Source organism: Lactobacillus sp. UMNPBX6 (assembly GCF_002553975.1).
GTDB lineage: Bacteria > Bacillota > Bacilli > Lactobacillales > Lactobacillaceae > Lactobacillus > Lactobacillus gallinarum.
The window spans coordinates 1-23,935 of record NZ_PCZD01000028.1; the positions used below are offsets into that span (position 1 = coordinate 1).

General features: G+C 34.5%; 28 protein-coding genes and 2 other annotated features. Of the genes, 3 read left to right on the plus strand and 25 right to left on the minus strand.

Annotated features, from left to right (window positions below; translation table 11 throughout):
• The 8 genes from tnpB to CP357_RS05920 all read right to left on the minus strand — a co-directional run.
• On the minus strand, positions 1–320 hold a 320-nt coding region (gene tnpB / locus CP357_RS10140), incomplete at its 3' end, for an IS66 family insertion sequence element accessory protein TnpB (protein ID WP_233187217.1).
• Positions 317–493, minus strand: a complete 177-nt coding sequence (locus CP357_RS10340; protein ID WP_199161063.1) for a hypothetical protein — start codon at positions 491–493, stop codon at positions 317–319. The genes tnpB and CP357_RS10340, both read right to left, overlap by 4 nt.
• Before the next feature lie 180 nt (positions 494–673).
• A complete protein-coding gene (locus CP357_RS05895; RefSeq protein ID WP_025005335.1) occupies positions 674–1,588 on the minus strand; it encodes an L-lactate dehydrogenase in 915 nt (304 codons plus the stop codon).
• A gap of 62 nt (positions 1,589–1,650) precedes the next feature.
• Positions 1,651–2,127 (minus strand): transcription elongation factor GreA, encoded by a 477-nt coding sequence (gene greA / locus CP357_RS05900; protein ID WP_014918467.1) that lies wholly within the window; start codon positions 2,125–2,127, stop codon positions 1,651–1,653.
• A 76-nt stretch (positions 2,128–2,203) separates the two neighbouring features.
• Complete coding sequence (gene pheT / locus CP357_RS05905; RefSeq protein WP_056945532.1) at positions 2,204–4,618, minus strand: phenylalanine--tRNA ligase subunit beta; 2,415 nt, start codon at positions 4,616–4,618, stop codon at positions 2,204–2,206.
• A gap of 3 nt (positions 4,619–4,621) precedes the next feature.
• Complete coding sequence (gene pheS / locus CP357_RS05910; RefSeq protein WP_098036810.1) at positions 4,622–5,671, minus strand: phenylalanine--tRNA ligase subunit alpha; 1,050 nt, start codon at positions 5,669–5,671, stop codon at positions 4,622–4,624.
• Positions 5,672–5,709: 38 nt separating this feature from the next.
• Positions 5,710–5,917: a binding site (T-box leader), on the minus strand.
• A 38-nt stretch (positions 5,918–5,955) separates the two neighbouring features.
• A complete protein-coding gene (locus tag CP357_RS05915) occupies positions 5,956–6,306 on the minus strand; it encodes a helix-turn-helix domain-containing protein (protein WP_025005333.1) in 351 nt (116 codons plus the stop codon).
• A gap of 88 nt (positions 6,307–6,394) precedes the next feature.
• Complete coding sequence (locus tag CP357_RS05920) at positions 6,395–7,162, minus strand: RNA methyltransferase (protein WP_098036811.1); 768 nt, start codon at positions 7,160–7,162, stop codon at positions 6,395–6,397.
• A gap of 98 nt (positions 7,163–7,260) precedes the next feature.
• Here CP357_RS05920 and CP357_RS05925 point away from each other — a divergent pair, with 98 nt between their 5' ends.
• From CP357_RS05925 to CP357_RS05935, 3 genes are read left to right on the plus strand one after another with little or no spacing between them, the layout of a single operon-like run.
• Positions 7,261–7,533 carry an acylphosphatase gene (locus CP357_RS05925; RefSeq protein WP_098036819.1) on the plus strand — a complete coding sequence of 91 codons (273 nt, stop codon included), beginning with the start codon at positions 7,261–7,263 and terminating at the stop codon, positions 7,531–7,533.
• 46 nt (positions 7,534–7,579) lie between these two features.
• Entirely contained in the window at positions 7,580–8,542 is a 963-nt protein-coding gene (gene yidC / locus CP357_RS05930; RefSeq protein WP_087176477.1) for a membrane protein insertase YidC, read from the plus strand.
• Between the two features lie 49 nt (positions 8,543–8,591).
• On the plus strand, positions 8,592–9,080 hold the full coding sequence (locus CP357_RS05935) for a YbaK/EbsC family protein (protein ID WP_098036812.1): 489 nt from the start codon (positions 8,592–8,594) through the stop codon (positions 9,078–9,080).
• Positions 9,081–9,181: 101 nt separating this feature from the next.
• Here the strand turns inward: CP357_RS05935 and CP357_RS05940 are convergent, their stop codons facing one another.
• The 17 genes from CP357_RS05940 to CP357_RS06020 form a co-directional block, all read right to left on the minus strand.
• Positions 9,182–10,444: a fibrinogen-binding adhesin SdrG C-terminal domain-containing protein gene (locus CP357_RS05940; RefSeq protein WP_098036813.1), complete on the minus strand. Its 1,263-nt coding sequence runs from the start codon at positions 10,442–10,444 to the stop codon at positions 9,182–9,184.
• A 170-nt stretch (positions 10,445–10,614) separates the two neighbouring features.
• Positions 10,615–10,812: a YSIRK-type signal peptide-containing protein gene (locus CP357_RS05945; protein WP_098036814.1), complete on the minus strand. Its 198-nt coding sequence runs from the start codon at positions 10,810–10,812 to the stop codon at positions 10,615–10,617.
• Positions 10,813–11,213: 401 nt separating this feature from the next.
• Entirely contained in the window at positions 11,214–12,782 is a 1,569-nt protein-coding gene (locus CP357_RS05950; protein ID WP_087363268.1) for a HAMP domain-containing histidine kinase, read from the minus strand.
• Complete coding sequence (locus CP357_RS05955) at positions 12,760–13,476, minus strand: response regulator transcription factor (RefSeq protein ID WP_087176673.1); 717 nt, start codon at positions 13,474–13,476, stop codon at positions 12,760–12,762. Before CP357_RS05955 ends, CP357_RS05950 begins: the two co-directional genes overlap by 23 nt.
• A 162-nt stretch (positions 13,477–13,638) precedes the next feature.
• Positions 13,639–14,193 (minus strand): DUF177 domain-containing protein, encoded by a 555-nt coding sequence (locus tag CP357_RS05960; RefSeq protein WP_098036815.1) that lies wholly within the window; start codon positions 14,191–14,193, stop codon positions 13,639–13,641.
• Position 14,194: 1 nt separating this feature from the next.
• Entirely contained in the window at positions 14,195–15,346 is a 1,152-nt protein-coding gene (locus CP357_RS05965; RefSeq protein WP_087363263.1) for a nucleotidyltransferase, read from the minus strand.
• 5 nt (positions 15,347–15,351) lie between these two features.
• A complete protein-coding gene (rsfS, locus tag CP357_RS05970) occupies positions 15,352–15,699 on the minus strand; it encodes a ribosome silencing factor (RefSeq protein WP_025005322.1) in 348 nt (115 codons plus the stop codon).
• A gap of 20 nt (positions 15,700–15,719) precedes the next feature.
• Positions 15,720–16,313 (minus strand): bis(5'-nucleosyl)-tetraphosphatase (symmetrical) YqeK, encoded by a 594-nt coding sequence (gene yqeK, locus CP357_RS05975; protein WP_098036816.1) that lies wholly within the window; start codon positions 16,311–16,313, stop codon positions 15,720–15,722.
• Positions 16,294–16,950: a nicotinate-nucleotide adenylyltransferase gene (locus tag CP357_RS05980; protein WP_098036817.1), complete on the minus strand. Its 657-nt coding sequence runs from the start codon at positions 16,948–16,950 to the stop codon at positions 16,294–16,296. Before CP357_RS05980 ends, yqeK begins: the two co-directional genes overlap by 20 nt.
• A gap of 10 nt (positions 16,951–16,960) precedes the next feature.
• Complete coding sequence (gene yqeH, locus CP357_RS05985; RefSeq protein ID WP_087363261.1) at positions 16,961–18,070, minus strand: ribosome biogenesis GTPase YqeH; 1,110 nt, start codon at positions 18,068–18,070, stop codon at positions 16,961–16,963.
• Complete coding sequence (locus CP357_RS05990; RefSeq protein ID WP_025005320.1) at positions 18,063–18,587, minus strand: YqeG family HAD IIIA-type phosphatase; 525 nt, start codon at positions 18,585–18,587, stop codon at positions 18,063–18,065. The genes yqeH and CP357_RS05990 overlap by 8 nt, the downstream gene beginning before the upstream one ends.
• A 134-nt stretch (positions 18,588–18,721) precedes the next feature.
• Complete coding sequence (gene rplT / locus CP357_RS05995; RefSeq protein WP_005719897.1) at positions 18,722–19,078, minus strand: 50S ribosomal protein L20; 357 nt, start codon at positions 19,076–19,078, stop codon at positions 18,722–18,724.
• 43 nt (positions 19,079–19,121) lie between these two features.
• Positions 19,122–19,322 carry a 50S ribosomal protein L35 gene (gene rpmI, locus CP357_RS06000; protein ID WP_014918452.1) on the minus strand — a complete coding sequence of 67 codons (201 nt, stop codon included), beginning with the start codon at positions 19,320–19,322 and terminating at the stop codon, positions 19,122–19,124.
• A gap of 21 nt (positions 19,323–19,343) precedes the next feature.
• A complete protein-coding gene (gene infC / locus CP357_RS06005; RefSeq protein WP_081776552.1) occupies positions 19,344–19,877 on the minus strand; it encodes a translation initiation factor IF-3 in 534 nt (177 codons plus the stop codon).
• A 25-nt stretch (positions 19,878–19,902) separates the two neighbouring features.
• Positions 19,903–20,014, minus strand: a sequence feature (ribosomal protein L20 leader region).
• 53 nt (positions 20,015–20,067) lie between these two features.
• Positions 20,068–21,765: an aryl-sulfate sulfotransferase gene (locus CP357_RS06010; protein ID WP_098036818.1), complete on the minus strand. Its 1,698-nt coding sequence runs from the start codon at positions 21,763–21,765 to the stop codon at positions 20,068–20,070.
• Between the two features lie 91 nt (positions 21,766–21,856).
• A complete protein-coding gene (locus CP357_RS06015; protein WP_087235666.1) occupies positions 21,857–23,116 on the minus strand; it encodes a DUF389 domain-containing protein in 1,260 nt (419 codons plus the stop codon).
• A 95-nt stretch (positions 23,117–23,211) separates the two neighbouring features.
• Positions 23,212–23,748, minus strand: coding sequence for a hypothetical protein (locus CP357_RS06020; RefSeq protein WP_087176666.1), 537 nt, complete (start codon positions 23,746–23,748; stop codon positions 23,212–23,214).
• Positions 23,749–23,935 lie beyond the last annotated feature (187 nt).

Here is a 23,935-nt window from a genome sequence, read left to right on the forward strand (position 1 = left end):
TTTATTTTTGGATTGATTGCGAAGCCCTTCATTAGCCAGTCGACCTGCTCAGAAGATAAAGCTTGAACTTCATTTTGATTCCTGGGCCAGTTCAATTTTCCATTTTCAAATCTTTTGTATAACAGCCAAAAACCTTGTCCGTCCCAATAAAGGGCTTTGAAGCGGTCCTTGCTTCCGCCGCAAAAGAGGAAGACTTTGCCGCTAAAAGGATCAAGTTCAAACTGTTCTTTGACTAAAGTTGCTAGTCCATCAATGCCTTTACGCAGATCCGTCTTGCCGCAAACGATATAGACTTGACCCAAATCACTGAGCCTAATCATGATAAGACTTTCTCAAGCAGCTTATTCATAATTTCAGTATCTAAACTACTGTAGAAGTTCAGTTCTAAGTCATTCTTCTTTAAACTAAGCAACAGATTATTGCGTGGTGGACGAGCCTTCCTAGGTTTAGAAGAGTGTCCAAGTGCCACAATGGGTTGTTGTTTTTCGATCATATTCTTAACCTCCATTAAATTGATGAGATTAGAATACCTGAAAAATACGGACTAAAAAAGATACTCGGTTATATGACGCTTACTTTATTACGCAAAAAAGACGAAAATTTTTTTGGAAAAATTAAAAAGACGAGAAATTACGCAATTGTAACTTCTCGTCTTCTTATCTAAATCAATATTTTATTTTTTCTTCAATTGATCCAAGTGTTCCTTGATCTTATCAGCTGCTGCTTCAAGTTTTTCCTTTTCTTCAGAAGTAAGCTTCAATTCAATTACTTCTTCAATACCGTCGCGGCCAATAATTGCTGGATAGCCGATGTAAGTCTTGTATTCTGGATTATAAACTGAAACAGGACAGTATAAACGTGCATCGCTAAATACAGCTTGAACCAAACGAACTGCACAAGTAGCAATGGCATAACTAGTATAGCCTTTACCGTTTGCCACAACAAATGCGTTCTTATTTGATTGTTCACTGATCTTTTCTTGTTCTTCATCGCCAAATAATTGGAAAGCAATCTTATTGTTAACTCTGATCGTTGACCAAGCGGTGAATTGAGAAGAACCATGTTCACCCAAAACAAAACCTTCTACATTACGTGGATCTTGTCCTAACTTTTCACCAATAATTCTTTGTACTCTTGCAGTATCAAGGAAAGTACCAGTACCGAAGACACGATTCTTCTTCAAACCGGAAGTTTCTTGCAAAATTTGAGTAATTGCATCACAAGGGTTAGAAATATTGATCAAAACTCCGTGGAAGCCTGATTCCTTAATATCTGCACCAACTTGTCTAGCATTTTTTGCATTTAATTCAAATTCGCCGAAACGATCGCCAGTCTTAACTGAAGCTGCAATATCACCGAAAGCAGTAATAATAATATCGGCATCTTCAAGACCATCCCAATCTTGCTTTCTTACATTGACATAACTATCATTTCTAGCCAAAGTATCATGTAAATCATTGTATTCAGCGTTTACTTTATCTTCATTTTTGTCGATTAAAATTAAATCATCAACCATGCCATGAGTAAATAAAGTATATGCGACAGTTGCACCAACATGACCCATTCCGATAATTCCTACTGTTCTCATTTTTAAAAACCTTCTTTCTAACAAAAAGGGAGTTAGTTTTACCTAACTCCTCTTCTCAATTATTATGCTTCAACATTGTTGATTACAACGTCAAATTGGCCACCAGGAGTGGTAATTGATACAGTTTCACCCTTTTTCTTGCCCAAGAGTGCTTGTGCAATTGGTGAATCATTTGAGATCTTGCCATTTAATGGATCAGATTCATCACTACCTACAATAGTGTAGGTTTCAGCATCATCTGTACCAACTTCAGTATAGGTAACAGTCTTACCAACTGAAACTTCATTAGGATCAACACTGTCAGCATCGACAACTTGTGCGTACTTAAGCATGTCTTCTACTTGAGCAATTCTGTCTTCTACGTGACTTTGTTCATCCTTAGCTGCATCGTATTCAGAATTTTCTGATAAGTCACCGAATGAACGTGCAACCTTAATACGTTCAATAACTTCTGGACGCTTAACTAATTTTAAATTCTTTAATTCTGCTTGAAGTTTTTCTTTACCTTCAGCAGTCATTGGATAAGATTTTTCAGGCATATTATTTTAACTCCTCAGAAATTAAATTCTCTTTGCATTGATCAATGATATTGGTTTACACCATTAAAGTCAACCATTAACGTACTTTAATATCAAGATCGTTTTCAAGACCTGCTCTGATCTTGTCCATTGCATTATTTACGACCTTATCAGTTAAAGTATCCTTTCTATTCAAGAAAGTTAAACTGTAAGCTATACTCTTCTTGCCAACTTCAATGTGACTACCCTCGTAAACATCAATTACTTTAAGAGCTGTCAAATACTTACCAGCATTAGACTTAATGACATTTTCAACTTCTTGGTTAGTTACATCTTTATTGACTAACAATGAAAGGTCACGTTCAATTGCTGGGAACTTAGGAGCTGGAGTAGCAGTCATGCCCTTAGTAAGCATAGGAATAATTACATCTAGGTTAATTTCATAACCATAAAGTTCTGAACCACGAAGAGCCTTGTCAGCAAGGGTTACAGCATGAGCAATCATACCGATCATACCAACATATTGCTTATCAATGTAAATAGCAGCGGTTCTAGTTGGGTGCATCCCTTTGATGCCTTCAGCCTTGTAGACTACCTTTTCGAGATCAATGCCAATTGCAGTAAATAGGTTAGTCAATTGACCTTTTACAAAGTAGAAGTCCACTTTTTGGGTTAAGTGTTGCCAGTTTTCAGCAAAGGTATTGCCTGAATATAAAGCAGCTAAATGTTCATGTTCATTAAATGTTCCACCATCATGATCATAAACACGGCCTTGTTCAAACAATGCCAATTGGGTTTGCTTTCTAGCAAAGTTGTAGCTAGCTGCATCAACTAAACCAGTCATCAAGTTTTCACGCATAGCAGAACGACTTGAGTTAAGTGGCATTTGAACCTTAACTAAATCCTTAGGATCCTTAGTGTAGCGAACAGCCTTTTCTGGTGAAGTTAATGAGTAAGAAATAGCTTCCATTAAGCCTTGTCCTTCGACAATAGCTTTCATGCGACGCATCATTTCTTCTTTTTCTGAGTAACCACCGTGAGTTTCAGCCAAAAGTGGTTGAGTTGACTTCAAATTATCGTAACCATAGATACGACCAACTTCTTCAACTAAATCGGCAGGAATAGCAATATCCCATCTTCTATTTGGAACATGGACTGCAATATTATCGCCATCGTGCTCAACCATGAAGCCTAAACGATCAAAAATCTTAATCATATCTTTAGCAGAAATTTCAGTACCTAAAACATGATTAATGTATGAAACAGTAGTTTTAACTACAACTGGCTTACGTTTAGTGTCAGTTGCCTTAATAATGCCTTCATCTACAGTTGCATCTGCATCATTTCTAAGCAAGAGTGCAGCCATGTTAATTGCCTTTTCAGTTCCATCCCAGTTAACGCCCTTTTCATAACGACTAGAAGCTTCTGTACGGTTTGCATGGCGAAGAGCAGCTTTTCTAACCAAAGTAGGATCAAAAATTGCGGATTCTAAAATTACATCAGTAGTTTCAGCAGTAATTTCTGAGTTAAGTCCACCCATGACACCAGCCATCATTACAGGCTTTTCACCATCAGTAATAACGATATCATTAGGATCAAGATCTACTTCTTTTTCATTTAATAAAGTAAGCTTTTCACCCTTGTTAGCTAATCTAACTTCTAATTTTCCATTTGAGAAAGTCTTAGCATCATAGGCGTGCATTGGTTGACCAGTTAAAAGCATAATGTAATTAGTTACATCAACTACATTGTTAATTGGGCGAATTCCTGCATTCCAAAGACGTCTTTGCATCCAAAGTGGTGATGGTTGAATCTTAACGCCAGTTAATTTACGTAAGTAAAACTTAGGTGCTAACTTTTCATCAACCTTAACATCAAGAGAATCTGTCCAGTCAGGACCATCTTCTTTTAAGAAAACATCTTCTACCTTAGGCTTTTGATCAACAATTGCACCAACTTCGTAAGCTGAGCCTTCCATACTTAAGGTATCAGCACGGTTAGGCGTAATATCGAAGTCTAAAATGTAGTCATCCATTCCAAGTGCTTCATAAACATCTTGACCTGGCTTAACGTCTGCATCTTCTGGGAAGACATAGATTCCATCAACAAATTCTTCTGGTACTACGCTGTCACTGAAGCCAATTTCTTGCAAGCCACAGATCATTCCGTAACTTTCCATGCCGCGAATCTTGCCCTTCTTGATCTTTTCATTGCCAGCAATACGGGCACCGTGAAGAGCAACAATTACTAATTCACCTGCAGCAACATTAGGAGCACCACAAACAATTTGAAGTGGTTCATCTTCGCCAACGTCAACATGTGTTAAATGAAGGTGTGTACCCTCAACACCCTTACAGTCAAGGACCTTACCGACAACTAACTTCTTAAGTCCTTCTTCTGGATGCTTAACGTCAGCAATTTCAACACCAGTACGGGTAATCTTTTCAGCTAAGTCGTGAGGATCTTGATCTAAATTAAGAAAATCTTGTAACCAATTGTATGAAACTAACATAAATTAATTTTCCTCCTTGCGGAATTGCTTCAAGAAACGAACATCGTTAGTGTAGAAATCACGAATATCGTCAATACCGTACTTCAAAATTGCAAAACGGTCTAATCCTAAACCAAAGGCAAAACCACCATAAACAGTTGAATCAATACCAGCATTTTCTAATACGTTAGGGTGAACCATACCAGCACCTAATACTTCGATCCAACCAGTGTATTTACAAATTGGACAGCCCTTACCATCACAGTTAAAGCAAGATACGTCCATTTCAACTGATGGTTCAGTGAATGGGAAGTAACTTGGGCGAAGACGAGTAGCTCTATCTTGACCGAAGACATGCTTAGCAATCATTTCAAGAGTACCCTTTAAATCACTCATTGTAACGTTCTTATCTACTACTAAACCTTCCATTTGCATGAATTGGTGTGAGTGAGTGGCATCATCATCATCACGACGGTATACCTTACCAGGACCAACCATCTTAAGCGGACTCTTAGAAAAATCATGCTTTTCTAACACTCTTGCTTGGTCACCTGAAGTTTGGGTTCTAAGCAAGTCTTCACTATCAATGTAGAAAGTAGCTTGCATATCACGTGCTGGGTGATCCTTTGGCAAATTCATCATTTCAAAACAGTAGTGATCAGTTTCAATTTCAGGACCTTGTACTACCTTGTAACCCATACCGATAAAGTAACTTTCCAAATCATCCAAAATAACATTAATTGGGTGCTTTGAACCTAAATGTCCTTCACGACCTGGCAAAGTAACATCAATTTTTTCATCTTCAAGCTTTTTTACTAAAACTGCTTTAACGATTTCAGCCTTAGTAGCATCTAATTGCTTGTTAAATAAATCGCGTAGTTCATTAACCTTTTGTCCGACTTCGCGTCTGTTTTCTGGTGCAACATCACGCATAGAGTGCAAAATCTTAGTTAATTCACCCTTACGTCCAACTAATTCAACTCTGACTTTATTCAAAGTCTGTTCATCAGTAGCCTTTTTGATTTCTTCAAGACCTTGCTTATGAAGCTCTTTTAACTTATCAAATAAGTCCATTAATTCTTTCCTTTCAAAACAAAAAAGCTCCGTCCCTCAATAGGGACGAAGCGTCGCGGTACCACCCTAGTTTGGACATTATCTGCCCACACTCAAGTTTTCGTTAACGGTGAAATACCGGAATTGATTAGATTCTACTCCCAAGATGAAATTCACAATTAACTATTCTATCTTCTCTTTCAGCTTATTAAAGAAGATTCTCTGTTCAGATAATTAACTGTTACTAGTCTTGATCTCAGTAATTAACTATTATGATATTTCTTTTTGCTTGTTCTTGCAAGTCTTTAAGCCCATTTATCGGCCCAATTATGTACTTGATCAAAGACTGGTTTAAGTTCTACCCCTTTTTCAGTTAAACCATAGGAAATAATCCCTGTCTCCTTATCAACACTTCTTTTAACAATATCATCTTTTTCGAGTTCTTTAAGTCGTTCTACTAAAACTCGATCTGAACATGCCTCAATGCAGCGAGCCAAGTCTTTAAAACGCATATCTTCTGTATCACATAATGAACTAATAATTAAGCCGTTCCATTTTTTGCCAATTATTTGAAAAGCATTGATAAAATGACCACATAATTCGTAGTCTTCGGGTTTACAGGGAGCGCTCTCCTTTTTTTCTTTGACTTCTTGCATAAGTAAATTCCTCCATAACCATATATTATATTTTTGTTTTACTCTGACCATAAGTTATTATATGAAATTCACTTACTAAATACAAGTACTATGCAAAGTAATAAATCATAATTCCTGCTGCTACGGCCGCATTCAAGGATTCCGCCTTACCTTTAATTGGAATATACAGTTTTTCATCACTTAAGCTGGCAATCGTAGAGCTAACACCATGAGCTTCATTACCAATAATTAAAGCAAGTTGTGGTACTTTATCAAAATCAGGCAATTGCTTAGCAGTCTTATCTAACATACTTGCATAAACGGGAATTGCCGCATCTTGAAAATCAGTGATGACATCAGCCAAATCACGCTTAATCAAATCAATGTGGAATTGGCTGCCTTGCATTGCTCGCTGGGTCTTAGGGTTATACAAATCTGCACTTTCTGGAGAAAGTACCACCCCATCAAAGCCAGCTGCATCAGCTGTTCTAATGATTGTTCCAACATTACCTGGGTCTGCTAAATTATCAAGTAAAACCCACTTACCATAATTAAATGGAAATTCACGAGGTTGATCAATTTTTAGTACCATAAAAATTTCTTGTGAATTCTTGGTACTGCTTAAATGACGCGCAATCGCTTTATTGATCAAAATTACATTCTTACCACTTAGATCGACATCATAGTCTTCCTCTGCCTTATCGAGAGCTTCTTCAGTACCCAAGAGATATTGATACTTTTTACCAGATTTAATGGCTTCATCAAACAAATGAAAACCTTCAATTAAGTAACTGCCCTCTTCATCTCGATACTTCTTCTGCTTTAACTTAGCTAACTTTTTAACCGTTGCATTATTAACTGAACTAATTTGTTGCATATGTTTCTCCTTTTTTAATCCTTTTCTATTATAAAGTATAATGAGCATGGAACATGTTAAAATTAAAAATGAAATTGATTTTTAAGAAGGAAAATACTATGGAAACAAGAAAATTAACTGTCTCTGGTTTAGTACAAGGCGTTGGCTTTCGCTGGAGCACTATGGCACTAGCAAATAAAATGAACATCCCTGGTACTGTTAAAAATAATTCGGATGGCACTGTTACTATTTACTTACAAAGTACTCCCGATAAAATTGATTATTTTATTGAAAAACTACCATCTGCATCAGGATTCGCTCATATTGAAAATATTGCACAAGAATCTATCCCAAATGTGGAACAAATGCATGATTTTCATGTATTATATTAGAGATGCATATTTTATTTACTATAGAAACTAAGTGGTGATTTATTTAATGAAGAAAATCAAAAAATATACGGGAGTCTTAGCACTTTTAGTAGTTACTGCTCTTGTATTAAGTGCTTGTGGTGCTACAAATAATCCTAATGTTGCACCTCATAGTGGCATTTATGGTTGGGTTTACCAATGGCTAGGCCGACCATTACAAAATATCATGATTCACACGGCTCATATGGTCGGTGGTGACAACGGCGCAGGTTGGGGTATTGTGATTATTACCGTCGTTGTTCGTTTAATCTTAATGCCTTTAATGCTTGTTCAACAAAACAAGAGTGTGCGTCAACAAGAAAAGATGGCTCGTTTGCAACCACAAATGAAGTTAATCCAAACTGCAATGAAGCATAAAGGAATTACTCCTCAACAACAAATGACCTTGTCAGGTTGGCAAAGAGAACTTTATTCTAAGAATGAAATGTCATTAACTGGCGGGATTGGTTGTTTGCCATTGATCATTCAGTTGCCAATTATGTGGGGAATTTATCAAGCGGTATTCTACTCACCACAATTGGCTCACTCAACTTTCTTTGGCATTTCACTTAGTCAAAAGTCAGTTGTGTTAGCGATTGTTGCGACTATCTTTACGGTAATTCAAGGATACATTTCATTAATCGGTATTCCTGAAGAACAAAAGAAGACCATGCAATCAATGATGATCTTCAACCCAATTATGACTTTATTCTTCAGTTTATCCTTCTCAGGCGCTTTAGCATTATACTGGGCAGCCGGTAACTTAGTAATGATTATTCAACAAATCATTGTTACCTTCATTCTTACACCTAGCGTTAAGAAACATGTGGCTGATGAATTAAAAGATAAGCCGGTTGAAATTGTAGTTACTAAAGAAAAAGTTGCCGATTTGTTTGATACTAATTCTGGTAATAGCACTACTAGTCAAGCAAAGAAGGAATTGCACCAAGACTTACGTAACCGCAATAAGGGTAAGCAAAAACGTAAATAATAAAATGGAGTCAGGATTTTTCCTGGCTTTTTTAATAAGGAAAAACTTTATGAACAGCAAAGAATTACTTAGTTTATTAGACAAGCATGATGTTACTTATCAGACATTTACTCATCCTGCGGTCTCAACCTGTGAAGAAGCAGACCAATATTTAAAAGATAGAACTTTCGCTAAATGTAAAAATCTTTTTATTAAAACGCGAGATAAAAAATCATATTTTTTAATAATGCTTCCTGAAAATAAAAAAATAGATTGGAAGAAAGCAGAAAAAGAATTATTTACTTCTAGTTTAACTATGGCTAATGAAGATGAATTAATGAACAAATTAAAGGTAAAAAGAGGTTTAGTATCTCCGTTCAGCCTTTTAAACGATCAGACTAATACAATTCCATTAGTCATTGATCAAGAAGCGATGGAAGAAAATAATTTTGTGGGTGTGCACTCTAATGACAATACTAAAACGATTAGTCTGCAATGGATCGATTTAGCACGTATTTTGAGTAGCTATGGGCATTTGGTTGAAGAAAGAGCGTTTTAGATAGAAAAAAATTACGATTATAAACTAAAAAGAGATTGATATATCTAACTTTTTTATAACGCAGATATTCAATCTCTTTTACATTATTAAGGATTTATTCTTTAATTTTTCTTACGTTTATCATCTATGAACAAAGCCATTAATCCAGTTGCAGCAAGTAAAGAACCTAACATAATAGTCATAATACTATGTCTTTCTCCTGTTTGAGGTAATGTTTTATGACTTGATTCATTAACCACTTTGCTTTGTATGCTGTTCTCACCATATGGTTTATAATCATTAGACCAGCTTTCCCCTTGTGGTACGTAGTTATTAGTCCAGCGATTATTTTCAGCATGTGGCCCTTTATTTACATTCCATTGCTTTTCAGCATGTATCCCACTATTCTTATTCCATGATTGATGTTTCTTGTGAACAACATGCTTTTTATCATTATATTTACCACTATCATATGGATCATTTCCGGGTAACTCTAAATATAGTTTATTGCCATAAAAATGCATGTTTCCTGCTAAGGCATCTGTGACATCCTTTGCAGTGTCCGGATCAAAATACATACTTTGAGTTGGAAATGAATTCTGATTATTTAATTCATATATTTTAATCTTTGTGTCATGATTATTATAATTTACTTCTGAATCTGTCTTGGGGCAATTTGATATAGTAACCGTTTCATCACCAATATTTTTGCCTAGAGGATTAATATAAATAGTATGTCTAAAAGTATTATTATCTAGATTAACTTTATCTATAAAGGCTTCACCATTTAGATTTGAATTTTCAGATTGAATATCATTATTAAATGTACGATACTTTACATTTACATCTTTACTATAAGTTTTCGATCCAATGTTTGTCTCAAGCTCTTGTTGTGAATCATTAGGGACATTTTTAGGATCGATAAATACAGGAATAGAAAGCGAAGCAGATATATCTTCCTTACCATCAATATTTGAAGTAGTAGCAATTATATCACCATCTTGATCCATTAAATCTGGTATACTACGTCCTTCTTCATGAGCATGATTATTCATAAAATTAGGATCAGTCGTACCATATAAATTCAGATTGTCACTAAAATGAATCTTAAAACCGTCACCACTTTTTACAGAATCATTAGGAAGTTTGAAAGAATAATTAGCTCTGAGTATATCTCCATTTTCTGGTTCAACATTTTGATTATCTTCAAGTGCTTTTCCTTTTGAATCAGTGATATTTGTCTTTACATCTTCCAATTTATTAGATACATCTTGACCATTAACCTGTTTTGAATCAGTCTTTTCAACTTTAATTGTTCTCAATGCAGATGCAGGCAATGATTCTTTGCTTTTATCCTTTATCCCCTGAAGCCCAACTTCATTCAAGTTAGCAGTTTTCTCTCTTGCATCTTTATTAACAACTATCTTGCTTGAATTTATTTCACTTTCTGGTGAAACAGAAGTATTAACTTTAACAACATTATCTTGCTATGTATTATCTGCCTTTAAAGTTGAAGTAGCAGTATCTGTTGAGACCTTACCTACTGTTTTTTGGTTTATATTTTTTCAACTTGAGTAGCGGGTTGGTTGGGAACGTCATCCGCAGCTTGCACTACATTACCACCATTATTTAAATAAAATACTGTTCCAATCAAAACGGAAGCTGCACCGATTGTAAGCTTTCTAATCGAAAACTTATCACTTTTTTTATTCATTTGCTTAAGTTTTTCATCAAAATTATTTTTTGACAACATAATTTAACCTCCCAATACTCAAGTTTTGAATCAATAACAACGTTTATCTTTACAAAATTCATTTTAGCGCTTTTTTTTAACGCACATCGATTACTCTTTTTACATATAATTTAAAACTTAGCCTTGTCTTGTGACTTTTGTGTACGCGTATTATATAATATTGTTTTGTTATTTCTGCTTAATTCTGTTTATGCTAAGAACACCATAATTCCAGTGTTTTATTCAATATCATTAAAACTAGCGAGTACGCTATCTTAGCAATCCCTTTAATCATTTCTATTATTCAATAATATTTTTGTTATTTAATAATCAAATAATATATTTTTGCATACAAAAAGCATCAAGTTTTTCAAATCAACTTGATGCTTTTAACTATTTAAAATTAAATTACTATTTTTTCATTATTCCAAATTACTCTTTGGCAATTCAGAATTTTCATTTAATTTCTTCAATTTAGCAGCCTTCTTTTTAGAAAGAAGTGGGAAAGTTAACTTAAATTGACTTCCTTGTCCTTCAACAGACTCTACACTAATTTCACCATGATAGCTGTCTACAAGTTTATGGGCAATAGACAAGCCTAAGCCATTGCCGCCCTTTTCACGAGTTCTTGCCTTATCCACTCGGTAAAAACGATTAAAGATTTTCTTTTGATCTTCCTTAGAAATACCTTCACCAAAATCTTGAACAATAATGTTAACTTCTTTTTTGGTTAACCCAGCAGAAACATTAATTTGCTTAAGATCGGTGGAATATTTAATCGCATTATCAATTAAAATCACTAGTAATTGTTCTAAATGACCGTGATATATTTGAATTTCGGTACCTTGAGGTAAATCATCCTCGTCAAGTCTAATTTCAAAATCAGGATGAACCATGGCTAGATCTGCGACTACTCGCTTAACTGTATCATAAACATTTGTTACTTCATGTGGATATTGTACATCAATTTGTTCAGCCCTAGTTAAATCAAGCATTTCTTGAATCAGATGTTTCATCCGGTCAGCTTCTTGCAAGGAGGCCTTAATTGATTCATCTAAAATCTGTGGATCATCTTTACCCCAACGTTCAAGCATATTCAAATGCCCTTCGATTACAGCCACAGGTGTGCGCAATTCATGCGAAACATCCCCTACAAACTGCTTCTGCTGTTCAATGTAGCTCTGCATTCTATCCAACATTTGATTAATCGAAGTGGCCAAATCTTCTAATTCATCATCACGATTTAATTCTTTAATTCGTGCTCCACTATTAGGATCCGCGTTAACTTCCTGGGCAACTTTAGACATCCGTTTAATCGGCTTAACAACATTGAATACCAAAATATATGAAGTCATTACAAACACAACAATCGCAATTATTGATATTGCAACCATTGAACGCAATAAGTTCTTCATCAAACTATTGTAATATGTCATATTGTTAGAAACTACAATATATCCTGTCAACTTATTGTTTACGGATGAATAAACTTTTTGATAAGTCAATAAAATTTGATGACCATTGCGTTTAATTATTTCATTTTTCTCTACTTCTTTAAACGGTTTGAATTTTGGTGTCACGTTTCCATTAGTAAAAACAATTTCACCATGTTTATTATAAACAGCCGCATTAATATCAGGATTAGAAATAGAAGCAATCAAATTATCGCTAAACGCATTATTAGTGGTGTTTTTATCGCTAATGGCTGGCCCACCCTTTAGAATTCGTCTAGTAGCCGGAGAAAGAGATGGTATTACGTTAGATATCTGCAATTCATCTGGAATTGAACTTAACGTCCTATCTAGCGTAGTCACTACATTGCGCGATGTCTCTTGCTGCTGATCTAATGATTGCTGACTAACAATTTGATAAACAACGACTGAAAATATGACAAAAGAGACCGTAATCGTTAAAGCAACGATACTTACCCATCGCACAATTAACGATGAATGCTTGGTCTCTTCATTTTTATTCTTGGTCATCATCTTCATCTCTTACCATATAACCGGTACCACGAACCGTCTTAATGTAAGATGGTTGTCCTGGAACATCGATCTTATTACGCAAGTAACGAACATAAACTTCTACAACGTTAGTTTCAATATTAGATTCTGGACCCCAAATCTTATTTAGCAATTGATCACGACTAACAACGTTATTCTTATTCTCAATTAAAGTCATTAATAAGTTGTATTCGCGCTTAGTTAAATCGATTGCCTTGCCATCTCCGCGGTGAACAATACGATTAGCAGTTTCAATTGTTAAATTCTTAAATTTCACAGTCTTTTGCTTAGCTACAGTAACCTTAGAAGCATCTTTTTCAATCTTTACTCGGCGCAAAACAGCACGTAAACGAGCAAGAAGTTCTTCAATTGCAAATGGCTTAACAATATAATCATCTGCACCATGATCCAAACCTGAAACGCGATCAATAACAGAATCACGTGCGGTCATCATAATAATAGGCGTAGTCTTCACCTGACGAACACGACGAGCAATTTCTAATCCATTCAGGTCCGGCAACATTAAGTCAAGCAGGATTGCATCAAAATCTTGATTAAGGGCATCTTCTAGTCCCTTACGACCATTGTTTTCTACTACAGTTTCATAATTCTCGTGTTGTAATTCCAACTCCACAAAACGAGCTAAATTTTTTTCATCTTCAATAATTAGAATTTTTGCCATGTTAATTCAATTCCTCATCGATCAATTTAGTTCTCTAAATACTAACAAATATATTAAAAAATGTCTTTATAATTAAAGGATACTTTAAAAGTGCCCTCAAAACAAGATAAAAAAACAATCAAAGCCAAAATTCTTTGATCGTTCTTAGTCAATTAGATAATCTTACTTTTTCTTATTATTCTCATTATTATCAAATAAAACCTTTAATTTGGCAAATGCAGGATTTACTTGATTTTTCTTTCCTTCTTCAAATGCTGATTCAGAAACTACTCCCCAGCCTTTACCTTCAGGATAGATATCCTTTTCCTTTTCTTCAGGAGTTAAAATTGTGGTCGGAATATTAAGTAACATATTATCTTCAATTGCTGTCTGTAAATCAATTACATCATTTTCAATTTTAACAATTGTATCATTATCTTCAAGTTCTTCTTTAGTTGGTTTTCGATCAAGATAATTTTCTGTAAAAGTAAAATCTTCATGGTATTTAACAGGCTGCAAGCTTCGACTTGATGGAACCACTAAATCAGCAGTAACATGAAAATTTCCAGTTACAAAAGGCTCTTGATAAAACAAATCTCCAGAAACATATACGTTTTTGGCATCAATTAAAAGATCCTTGCTTCTTTTGAAAAATTCTGGTCGCATTTCTACATCACGTTCAATATGTGTTAACGGCTCAGAACTATTTCTTATTCTAGAAAAACTAAGTTCTAACATATTACACCTCAATTGGTCGTTGACCAAAGTTTTGATCAACACCCATTATTTGTTCAAATAAACGATCTGTTCTAACTTGCAATGCAAGTGAACCGCTTTTAGCACTTCGCTTATCTACTTTAGAAATAATTTCAGTTTGAAAATCTTTTCGATTCTTCTTCAAATATTGACGTCCAATTTTACTAAATCCTAATAACATTAAGGATTCTTGATTGAAACTAGCAATCATATCATCTTGAGTAACATTTAAAAGCGTATAAAGGCTTAATCTACGCAAACGAGAATAAGTGTATCGTTTAGACTTGATCCTACGTAAAAATTCTGTGAAATCACGAGATAAATGAATTTCTTGTTTTATTTTATACTCTAAGCCTTCACTCATTTGATAAATTTGTCTTAAATCCTCAATTGAAGAAGATTCGATCCGATATTTTAAAAACGGATACAATAAATTCCAATTAGGATAAACTTGTTGCTTGCTCAGTTCAATTGCTTCGGCTTTAGGCATCCAGTATTTTAAATTACTCGTATCCTCACCATGGAGCAGTAAATTTCTAATAGCACTTGCGCTTTGGACTACGCCATTTCTTTGCAGAAGATCATCATGTCCCGCTCCAATTCGGTTAACAGGATGTAACTTCAGTGGTGAACCTAAATTATGATTTGCAACTGCATAGGCCAAACCCAAAATTGCATTAGGCTGATTAACCTCATGTCCTACCTCACGAGCTACCATCTGATTATACTGGGTTGAATAAGTCTGGCTGTAATCCTTAAAATCCATATGATTCTGGGGGATTTCAGCAATTCTACTGCCCAAATATGCAAAATTAAGGTTAGCATCTTCAACGCCGAAAACAAGATCAGTCACGCCTAATTTAGCTAATTGTTCAATATTGCCTAATGAAAATAAGTCTGCTGGTTCAACAGCGGTTGAAAAAGGCGTCTCAAAGACTAAATCTGCACCTGATTGAAGTGCCGCTTTAGCCCGTTGCCACTTACTCATAATCGCCATTTCTCCACGCTGCACATAATTACCAGACATCAAAACTAAAATTGGATCATTCCCAGCAATTAACCGTGCTTGATTTAGCAAGAATTCATGACCACTATGAAAAGGATTAAATTCTGCAATAATCCCGACAACGCTCATTTTTATTAATCTTCCTTTAATTCAACTTGCTTACCATTAGCCCATAATTTTTCAAGATTATAAAATTCACGAGCTTCTTTGGTAAAGACATTAACTACTACATCGCCTAAATCAAGCAAAAGCCAATTTGAATCTCTAGTACCTTCAATACGGTAGTCACTATATTCATTTTCATGTGCTGCTTCTACAATTGAGTTAACAATAGCATGAAGTTGACGATTAGAACCAGCACTGGTAATTACATAATAATCAGCTAAAATACTAATACCGCGCATATCATAAGCCTCGGTATCTTCACCATGACGATCACTAATTGCTTTAGTTGTAAAATCTAAAATTTCTTGACTAGTCAAATTTTTTCTCCTTTATAAAACTATTTTGTACTCCAAACGTTATAAGCTTTTAAAGTACGTGGATAAACTTTATTTCTTTGTTCAATTAAAAAACTTAAAGTATGAGCCAGTTGGTAACCTACTCCCTTATCTAAATTGGCATAGGTTATTTTTCTAGCTTCGTCAACACCTGGGAAATCACGACCAGGCTCGATAAAATCCGCCATAAACACAATTTTGTCTAAGGTGGTCATTTCTACATCCCCAGTAGTATGACGGCGAATAGCAGTCAAAATCTCAGGATCTCGAATTTTCAAATCACGTTCTACAAAATATGTTCCAACGATTCCGTGCCAAATAGCGCGATTCCAATTAAGTAAATCTGGATCAAAATCTTGCTCTTTAATTACTTTAACATATTCTTCTACAGGCACTTGCTTTGCATAATCATGAACAAAACCTGCAAGTGCTGCTTTATCTTCATCATAACCATTCAATTTGGCTAATTTACGTGAAGTCTCACTAACTCGAACGCAATGCTGAAATCTTTTATCATCCATATTTGCCTTTTCCTTAGTAATAATTTCAGCGCTTGTTAATGGTGAATATGTCTTTTTAAAAATTAGTTTCGTCAAGATAAAGCCCCTTTTCCACAATATACTTTCTAACTGCTTCAGGCACTAAATATCTAATTGAAGTTCCAGTAGCTACAGAACGACGAATAGCAGTCGAGCTTAATTGAATATCGGGTGCATCTACCCAGATCATTGGATACTGCGGATCTTGCGGATAACCTGGGCGACGAATACCAACCAAGGTAACTAACTTAGCTAAAGTAGATGCTTCTTTCCAAGTATGGAAACTGTTTACCTGATCGCTACCCATGATTAAATAATAATTATTTTGAGGTGCTTTTTCTTTTAGATAACGCATTGTATCTACAGTATATGAAACACCTCCGCGGAATAACTCCAACAGCTTTACTCTAAATTTAGGATTATCTTTGGTTGCTAAATCAAGCATAGTTGCTCGATCTTTGGCTGAAGTTAGCGGTGCATTTTTATGTGGCGGAATATTATCTGGAATAAACCAAACTTCATCTAAACGCAATTTAGTCATTGCTTGTTCTGCAGCTACCAAATGGGCAATATGGACTGGATTAAAAGTACCACCCATAATTCCAATTTGCCGGCCTCTGCCCTTTTCCTGTTCTAATTCAGCTTTTTCTTCAACAGTTGGTGCTTCTTTTTCAATACATTTTGGATTAACCATACGCAAACCTCTAAATTAATGCACGACGAATACCCAAGCCAATACCATCTGGCGTATATGTCTTAACCAAACAGCCCTTTGGCACAGTTACAAAACCAATGCCTCCAAATAATAGGTCACTCTTAAATTCCGTTTTAAATTCTTTTCCCTTAAGTGGTGCCATTTTATCATCTGGAGATGGAGGTGCTAATAATTCGCCCTTATGTTTTTCATAAAACGCATCTGCATTGGCAGTTTTTGTTCGATGAACATACATGTTACGTGCTACATAAACTGTAAAACTAGTTGATTCACCTTTAAGGTAATCAATTCTACCTAATCCAGCCAAAAACAGAGTATTCCCTGGCAAAAGTTGGTAAGTAGCTGGCTTTAACGGTTTCTTAGGTGAGATCAATTCCAAATCCTTAGCATCTAGATGAGTGGCTAGTTGATTGTCTGTCATAATTCCTGGCGTATCAATCAAAAAGTGTCCATTTTCAAGCGGAATTTCAATTTGATCTAAAGTAGTACCTGGAAAACGTGACGTTGTGATCAGATTTTGAATATCACCCATCATGTCAATGATTGCATTGATTAAAGTTGACTTACCGACATTAGTTGTCCCTACAAAGTAGACATCTTTATCTTGAGATTGGTCATTAATATATGAAATCAAACTTTCTAAATTTAATTTCTTTTTAGCAGAAACTAAGAAAATATCTTTAGGATAAAGCCCCATGCGATTAGCTTCTTGTCTCATCCAATCTTTAATTTTGCTTTGCTTAGAATTCTTAGGAAAAAGATCAAATTTATTTCCAACAAGAATAAAATCATTATTCCCTACAAAACGCTTTAAAGATGATAACAAAGAATTAGAAAAGTCGAATAGATCAACCACATTGACAATCAAAGCTTTTTTCTCAGCTAAAGAATTGAGCAAAGCCAAAAAGTCATCATTGTTTAAATCTACTGGCATAATTTCATTATAGTGACGTAATTTAAAACAACGTTGACAATAAACATCTGTATTTTCTTCATTTTTTGCTTTTTCAAGAGCGCTCTTTGGCAAATAACCCGCCTTTTGTGGATCATCAGACTGAAGAACTGCCCCACAGCCAATACAAATAATATCCTCATCCATTTTGCAAATTCTCCTTAAAGGTTACTCGATGTGATAAACCAAGAAAGAAAAAGATAATCTTTTCAAAAAAGCGATTAATTCGCGTATTCCATTTATCAGTTTCAACCAATGGTTTTACTAAAACAGTTTCTACTCCTGCTAAATTCCCGGCTTGCATATCAGTAATCAGCTGGTCACCAACCATCATTACTTGATCTTTAGCTAATTTCATCTCTTCGCGTTTACGCGTGATCGCAAAAGGTAACGGTTTGCGAGATTCAGAAACAAAATCAATATGATATGGATTCAATACCTTACCAACTCTTTCAGCATTATTATTGGAAATAACTATCAATTTAATATTAGCTTTAGCAAGTTTTTTATTAAAATTATCCATCTCTTTAGCAGTTTCAAACTTATTCCATGCAAGCAATGTATTATCTAAATCTGAAAAAACTGCTTTTATTCCCATTTCATTCAACTTGACGGGGTCCAAATTATAAATTGTATTTATTGTATATTTTGGTCTAAATAACATAAAAACTCTCCATTTTTTCTCATTCTCTATAATATCAAAAATGGAGTTGCATTAGAAATTTTTGTCTTAGAATATTTGCAAAATCATAAAAAATAAGGACCAGGAATATCTCCTGATCCTTATTCATAGTCATATTAGTTCAATGCCTTCTTAGCAGTTTCTGCTAATTGTGCAAAAGTCTTTGAATCGTTGTAAGCAATATCAGCTAACATCTTACGGTTCATGTCAACACCGGCTAACTTCAAGCCGTGCATTAACTTAGAATATGAAATATCATTTTGTCTTGCAGCTGCGTTAATACGAGCAATCCATAACTTTCTGAATTCGCTCTTACGTCTTCTACGGTCGCGGAATGCGTACTTGTATGAAACAAATAATTGAGTACTTGCGGCCTTAAATTGCATGTGCTTTGCGCCACGGTAACCCTTGGCAAGCTTCATGATCTTCTTACGACGTTGACGTGTTACAGTTCCACCTTTAACTCTTGGCATTTAAAATTCCTCCTACTATAGTCAGTTATTAAAGAACTAATAATTAGTGCATTTGAGCAAGCATTTGCTTAATACGCTTCATGTCGCTACGTGAAACCATAGCAGCCTTTCTCAAGTGACGACGTTGCTTCTTAGTCTTACCGTGGAAACGGTGACCAGTAAATGCGTGGTGACGCTTCAAGCCACCATTTGCAGTTCTCTTAAAACGCTTAGCAGAAGCGCGGTGTGTTTTCATCTTTGGCATATTTCTATTTCCTCCAATTAACTACTTTTTCTTTTTGTCCTTATCACTCTTAGGTGCTAACATCAAGAACATTGAACGGCCTTCCATCTTAGGCTTACTGATAACATTAGCAATATCTGAAGTTGCTTCAGCCATCTTTTCAAGAACTTGTTGACCTAATTCCTTGTGAGTGATGGCACGACCTCTAAAACGAATTGATACACGAACTTTAGCTCCTTCTTTAGAAACGAACTTACGAACATGCTTCAATTTAGTTTCGAAGTCGTTGCCTTCAATAGTTGGACTCAAACGAATTTCTTTGACACTAACTGTCTTGGACTTTTTACGGGATTCTTTAAGTTTCTTCTGTTGTTCGAAACGATATTTACCGTAGTCCATGATACGTGCTACAGGTGGTTTAGCATTAGGTGAAATAAGAACTAAATCTAAGCCAGCATCACTTGCTTTATGCAAAGCTTCATTCTTAGATACAACACCAACTTGCTGACCATCTTCATCAATTAAACGAACTTCGCGTGCACGAATTCTTTCGTTTAAGATTAAACTTTTTGGTATGATTATTCACCTCCGTGTTAATTTGAGGACAAGAAAAAGGCGGGATAAGAATCACCCGCCTTTAATCAACAGAAATTATCGATCAGCCCAGAGGTTAACTTAACTTAGGCGAGAAGCGGGAGCTTCTTCTTGTTCTCAACTAGGTGTATTATACGCGTTTAAACCAGCTGCGTCAATACATGATGTGTAATTATTTAGTTGCATCAAAAACATAATTATCAGGATAAAATTGCATCCGATATGCACGATATACATATGTCATATCTTTAGCACTATTAGTAATAGTCAAATTAAAGACTTGATTTCCATAGGCATCAACTTCAATTATATTGCTTTCTTTACCCTTATTTTTAAAACCAAAATTAATCAAAGTATTACCATTATTCAAGCGTTGTGCATAACCAATAACTTCGGTAAAGTTTTGTTTACCTAAATTCTTGCCATAACTCCAGACTTGTTTAATGGTCTTTTTCTTAGTATCAATTTGATATTCCGTAGCAGCAGAAAACTTGCTACTTTGCGTCTTATCACCGTTAGTAACAGCAATATTGTTATCGTAAAGCAGAACATTTAGTTTATTATTTTCTTCATTAAGAATATATACACCATGTTGTCCACCAGGATATTTAGTACCCGAACTTGGCTTTAACAAATACTTACGAAATGAACTAGGCCATTGACTTTCAGGTTTACTTGAAAAAATCCAATTAATTTTATTTGTTTGATAATTCATTGACCAGATCATATCTTGATTGCGGGCAGACAATAAAATATTGCCAGTTTTGGCATCATAATCAATGGTGTTAATATGCAGCCAATCCATTAGTCCTAAACCACTGCTAGTATTATCATTTGCTTTGATCTTGCTATTTTTATACATTGACTCAGGAAAAATCTTCTTAAAGTCGATTACCTTTACAATTTTTCCAGTATTAGGGTCAAGTTCAGCAATTGTATCTTCTACATATTTACTACCATCATGAACTGTTAATAACCAATTTCCGTTAGACATTTCTACTACATCATGATGTACTAGTGATACTCCTTCTCCAGAATAACTTTTACCTAATGTTTTATCGAAACTAAATTGACGATATACTCGCCCTAAATAGTCAGTTTCGACTAACATATTGTATTGTTCATCCCCAGATTTGATTTTATTGAACAATAAAATATGTCCATTATCTAACTGCTCAAAAATATGTTGATTCCAACGTAAATAATACCAACGTACTTCCCCATCACCATCAACCGCAAAAGTTTGTTTAGTACTTCTATTTAAAACAGTTAACTCATTTGAACCCAAATTCATCTTACTTTTATCATTGACAGTAACTTTAATTGGAAATTTACTAATCCAACTAGGTAATTTACTTGTTTTTATCTTGACTACCTTTACTTGTTTTTTACCTGCTTGATCAGTCATAGTAACTTCAACCGAATTATCATAACCAGCATAAAGACCAACTATTGGCACTTGATGATCAGCTTGATAGCCCTTTACTTTATTTTCAATTGTCGTATTTTCAGTTTTTCCTATTACTCGATAACTAATTTTAGCTGGCTTATCAGTATGAAAGACCATTAATGCCGTTAGCGGTGAATTTTCATACGGATTCACTTTAATATAAGGATTTTCCCAGGTATAATGCTGCTGTTTTACAATATTTGCATATTTAGCTGTTAATTTATCGTTATCTGAATTAGCTACCTTTTTGACACCTAAATTTTTAATAATTTGGCTGTCACTTAATTTAGTTTTTTGGGCATTAGTATTTTTCTTCTCTGCTGTTACAGTTTCAACTTGCTTATCATATAGCATCATAGCAGGCTCAATTAACATTAATGTCCCTAATGCTAATAAAAGCACAACCTTATTACTTTTCACAGAAATTCTCCTTTTTATAATAAAACAAACTTTACAAAATTTATTTTAGTATCAAGATATTTCACAATAAAAGTAATATGCTATATGCTTTCTAATTTTTAATATTTTCTTGAACAAATTCCACTAAATTAATATTTGGATATTTATCTTTTATTTGTCTTACTAAGGCGTTTTTTCTCTTCTTAGATAGCGGCTTTTTTAACTCTATCAAAGTAATTTGCTTATTTTTATTATCACTAACTGCAGTAACAGAAGATATTGCAGAGGACAGTTTACGAATTTCTTGATTACGTTTTTCTTGTTCTTGTTGACGTTTTTCATCAGCTTGTTCTTGTTCATGCTGACGCTGATTAATAATATTATTTACTTGTCGATCTAATTGATTTTCTGCATTGGGATTAACCTGAGCTACTTGTACAATATTCAGTGAATAGCCTTTCAGGTCATATTTTGTTAAGTTTGCTTTAGCCACTTGAATTTTCTTAGCATTAATTTTATTACCTGAAACTGTAAGATTAATTATTTTTCCTTGCGTATCGACATTTTCTTTAATTAGATTAACATTGCCTAACTCATTAACAACAAGATTTTGAACATTTTGATCTACTAGAGTTTTATTCACCATCTGATTAGCTGATAAGATACTAGGAATAATTAAAATAATTACTACTAAAATTATCGCAAACTCTTTAAAGGTTGGCTTGCGTAAGAAAAACAACTTAGATTGCTTAGTAGAATAACTTAGCCATTTCATAATTTTTACACCCAAAAAAGCAGTCAAAATTATGAAAACACAATTAATCAAAAACAAATAACTTGATCCTAAAAAATATTTAAGATTGCCTGCTGCAATTGAATACCCTATCGTACAAGCTGGTGGCATTAAGGCTGTTGCAATCGCTACACCAGGTACGATATTATTTGCTTCTTTTTTACGTGCACCGATTATTCCAGCAACTCCTCCAAAAAACGCAATCATTACATCCCAAATCGTTGGTGAAGTTCGTGCAATAATTTCTTGGCTAGCATAAGTCAAAGGAGAAAAATGAAAATAAATTGTAGATGCAGCTAAACTAATAATAATTTCTGCTAATAATGAAATCGTTCCTTTACGCAGCAAAGTAACATCATATAAAGCAAGGCCTGTGCCAATTGCTAGCAGCGGTCCCATCAAAGGTGAAATTAACATTGCACCAATAATAGTAGCTGTTGAATTAACATTTAATCCAACACTTGCAATAAAAATTGCGCAAGTCAGAACAATCAAACTTTCAATATTCAAAGTTCCATCTGCACTAATCTTAGATAAAAATTGAGAAGTTAAATAATTTTTTCGCTGGCGTATTATCATCTTATTTAGTCTAATCCTCATGAAAAAAGCACTGAATTAAGATTTCAGTGCAAAATATAAAAATGTGATTGAATAATCAATAAAATTATTATAACCTATTTGACTAATTTTTTGCTCTTATAGCAATAATATAAAAATGAATTATCTGCTCCATTTCCTACTCTCAGTGCATCTACTTTATCATTATTACTTTTATCTTTTTTCTTTATAGCAACATAAGTGTGTCCTGAATCTGCTCTATCGCTAGATAGCCAGCCATTAGCAGCAAAACCTGGTGTTTTATGAAATTTGAAATCAGTAGCTTCATACTGAGAAGTACCAACCTTTTGAGCTAATTTATATCCTGATTTCTTATCAGCCTTAGCTAATTTTTTAGTCCACTTAATTGCTTTATTACTGCTCAACATTTTATACAATTTGATTTTATTAAATGTATGCGTTGTGATTTTAAGCTTCTTGATTTCGCCTTCATGCTTATAGTACCATGTTCCGCGAGTTTTCTTTGGCGTAGTAAATAAGTTCTTAGCTCCCCAGGATGCAGCATCCACTCTATTTTGACCCATTACAATAATAGCTAACATAAATAGCGCAGTTGTCATAAATATAATGAGTTTATTTTTCACGTTTATCACCTTCCCTTATATAACTGCTATTTTCATTATTTCATTAAAATATTTCATAAAAGTTAAAGGCGATTACATTTTTTTTACTTCTTACTTACAAACGTAAAAAATCAATTACATTAGTTTTACCGTAAGCGTCATATAAAATAGTGTACTTAAAAACCGTCCCAGTTACTGTTATACTGAGACGGTTATT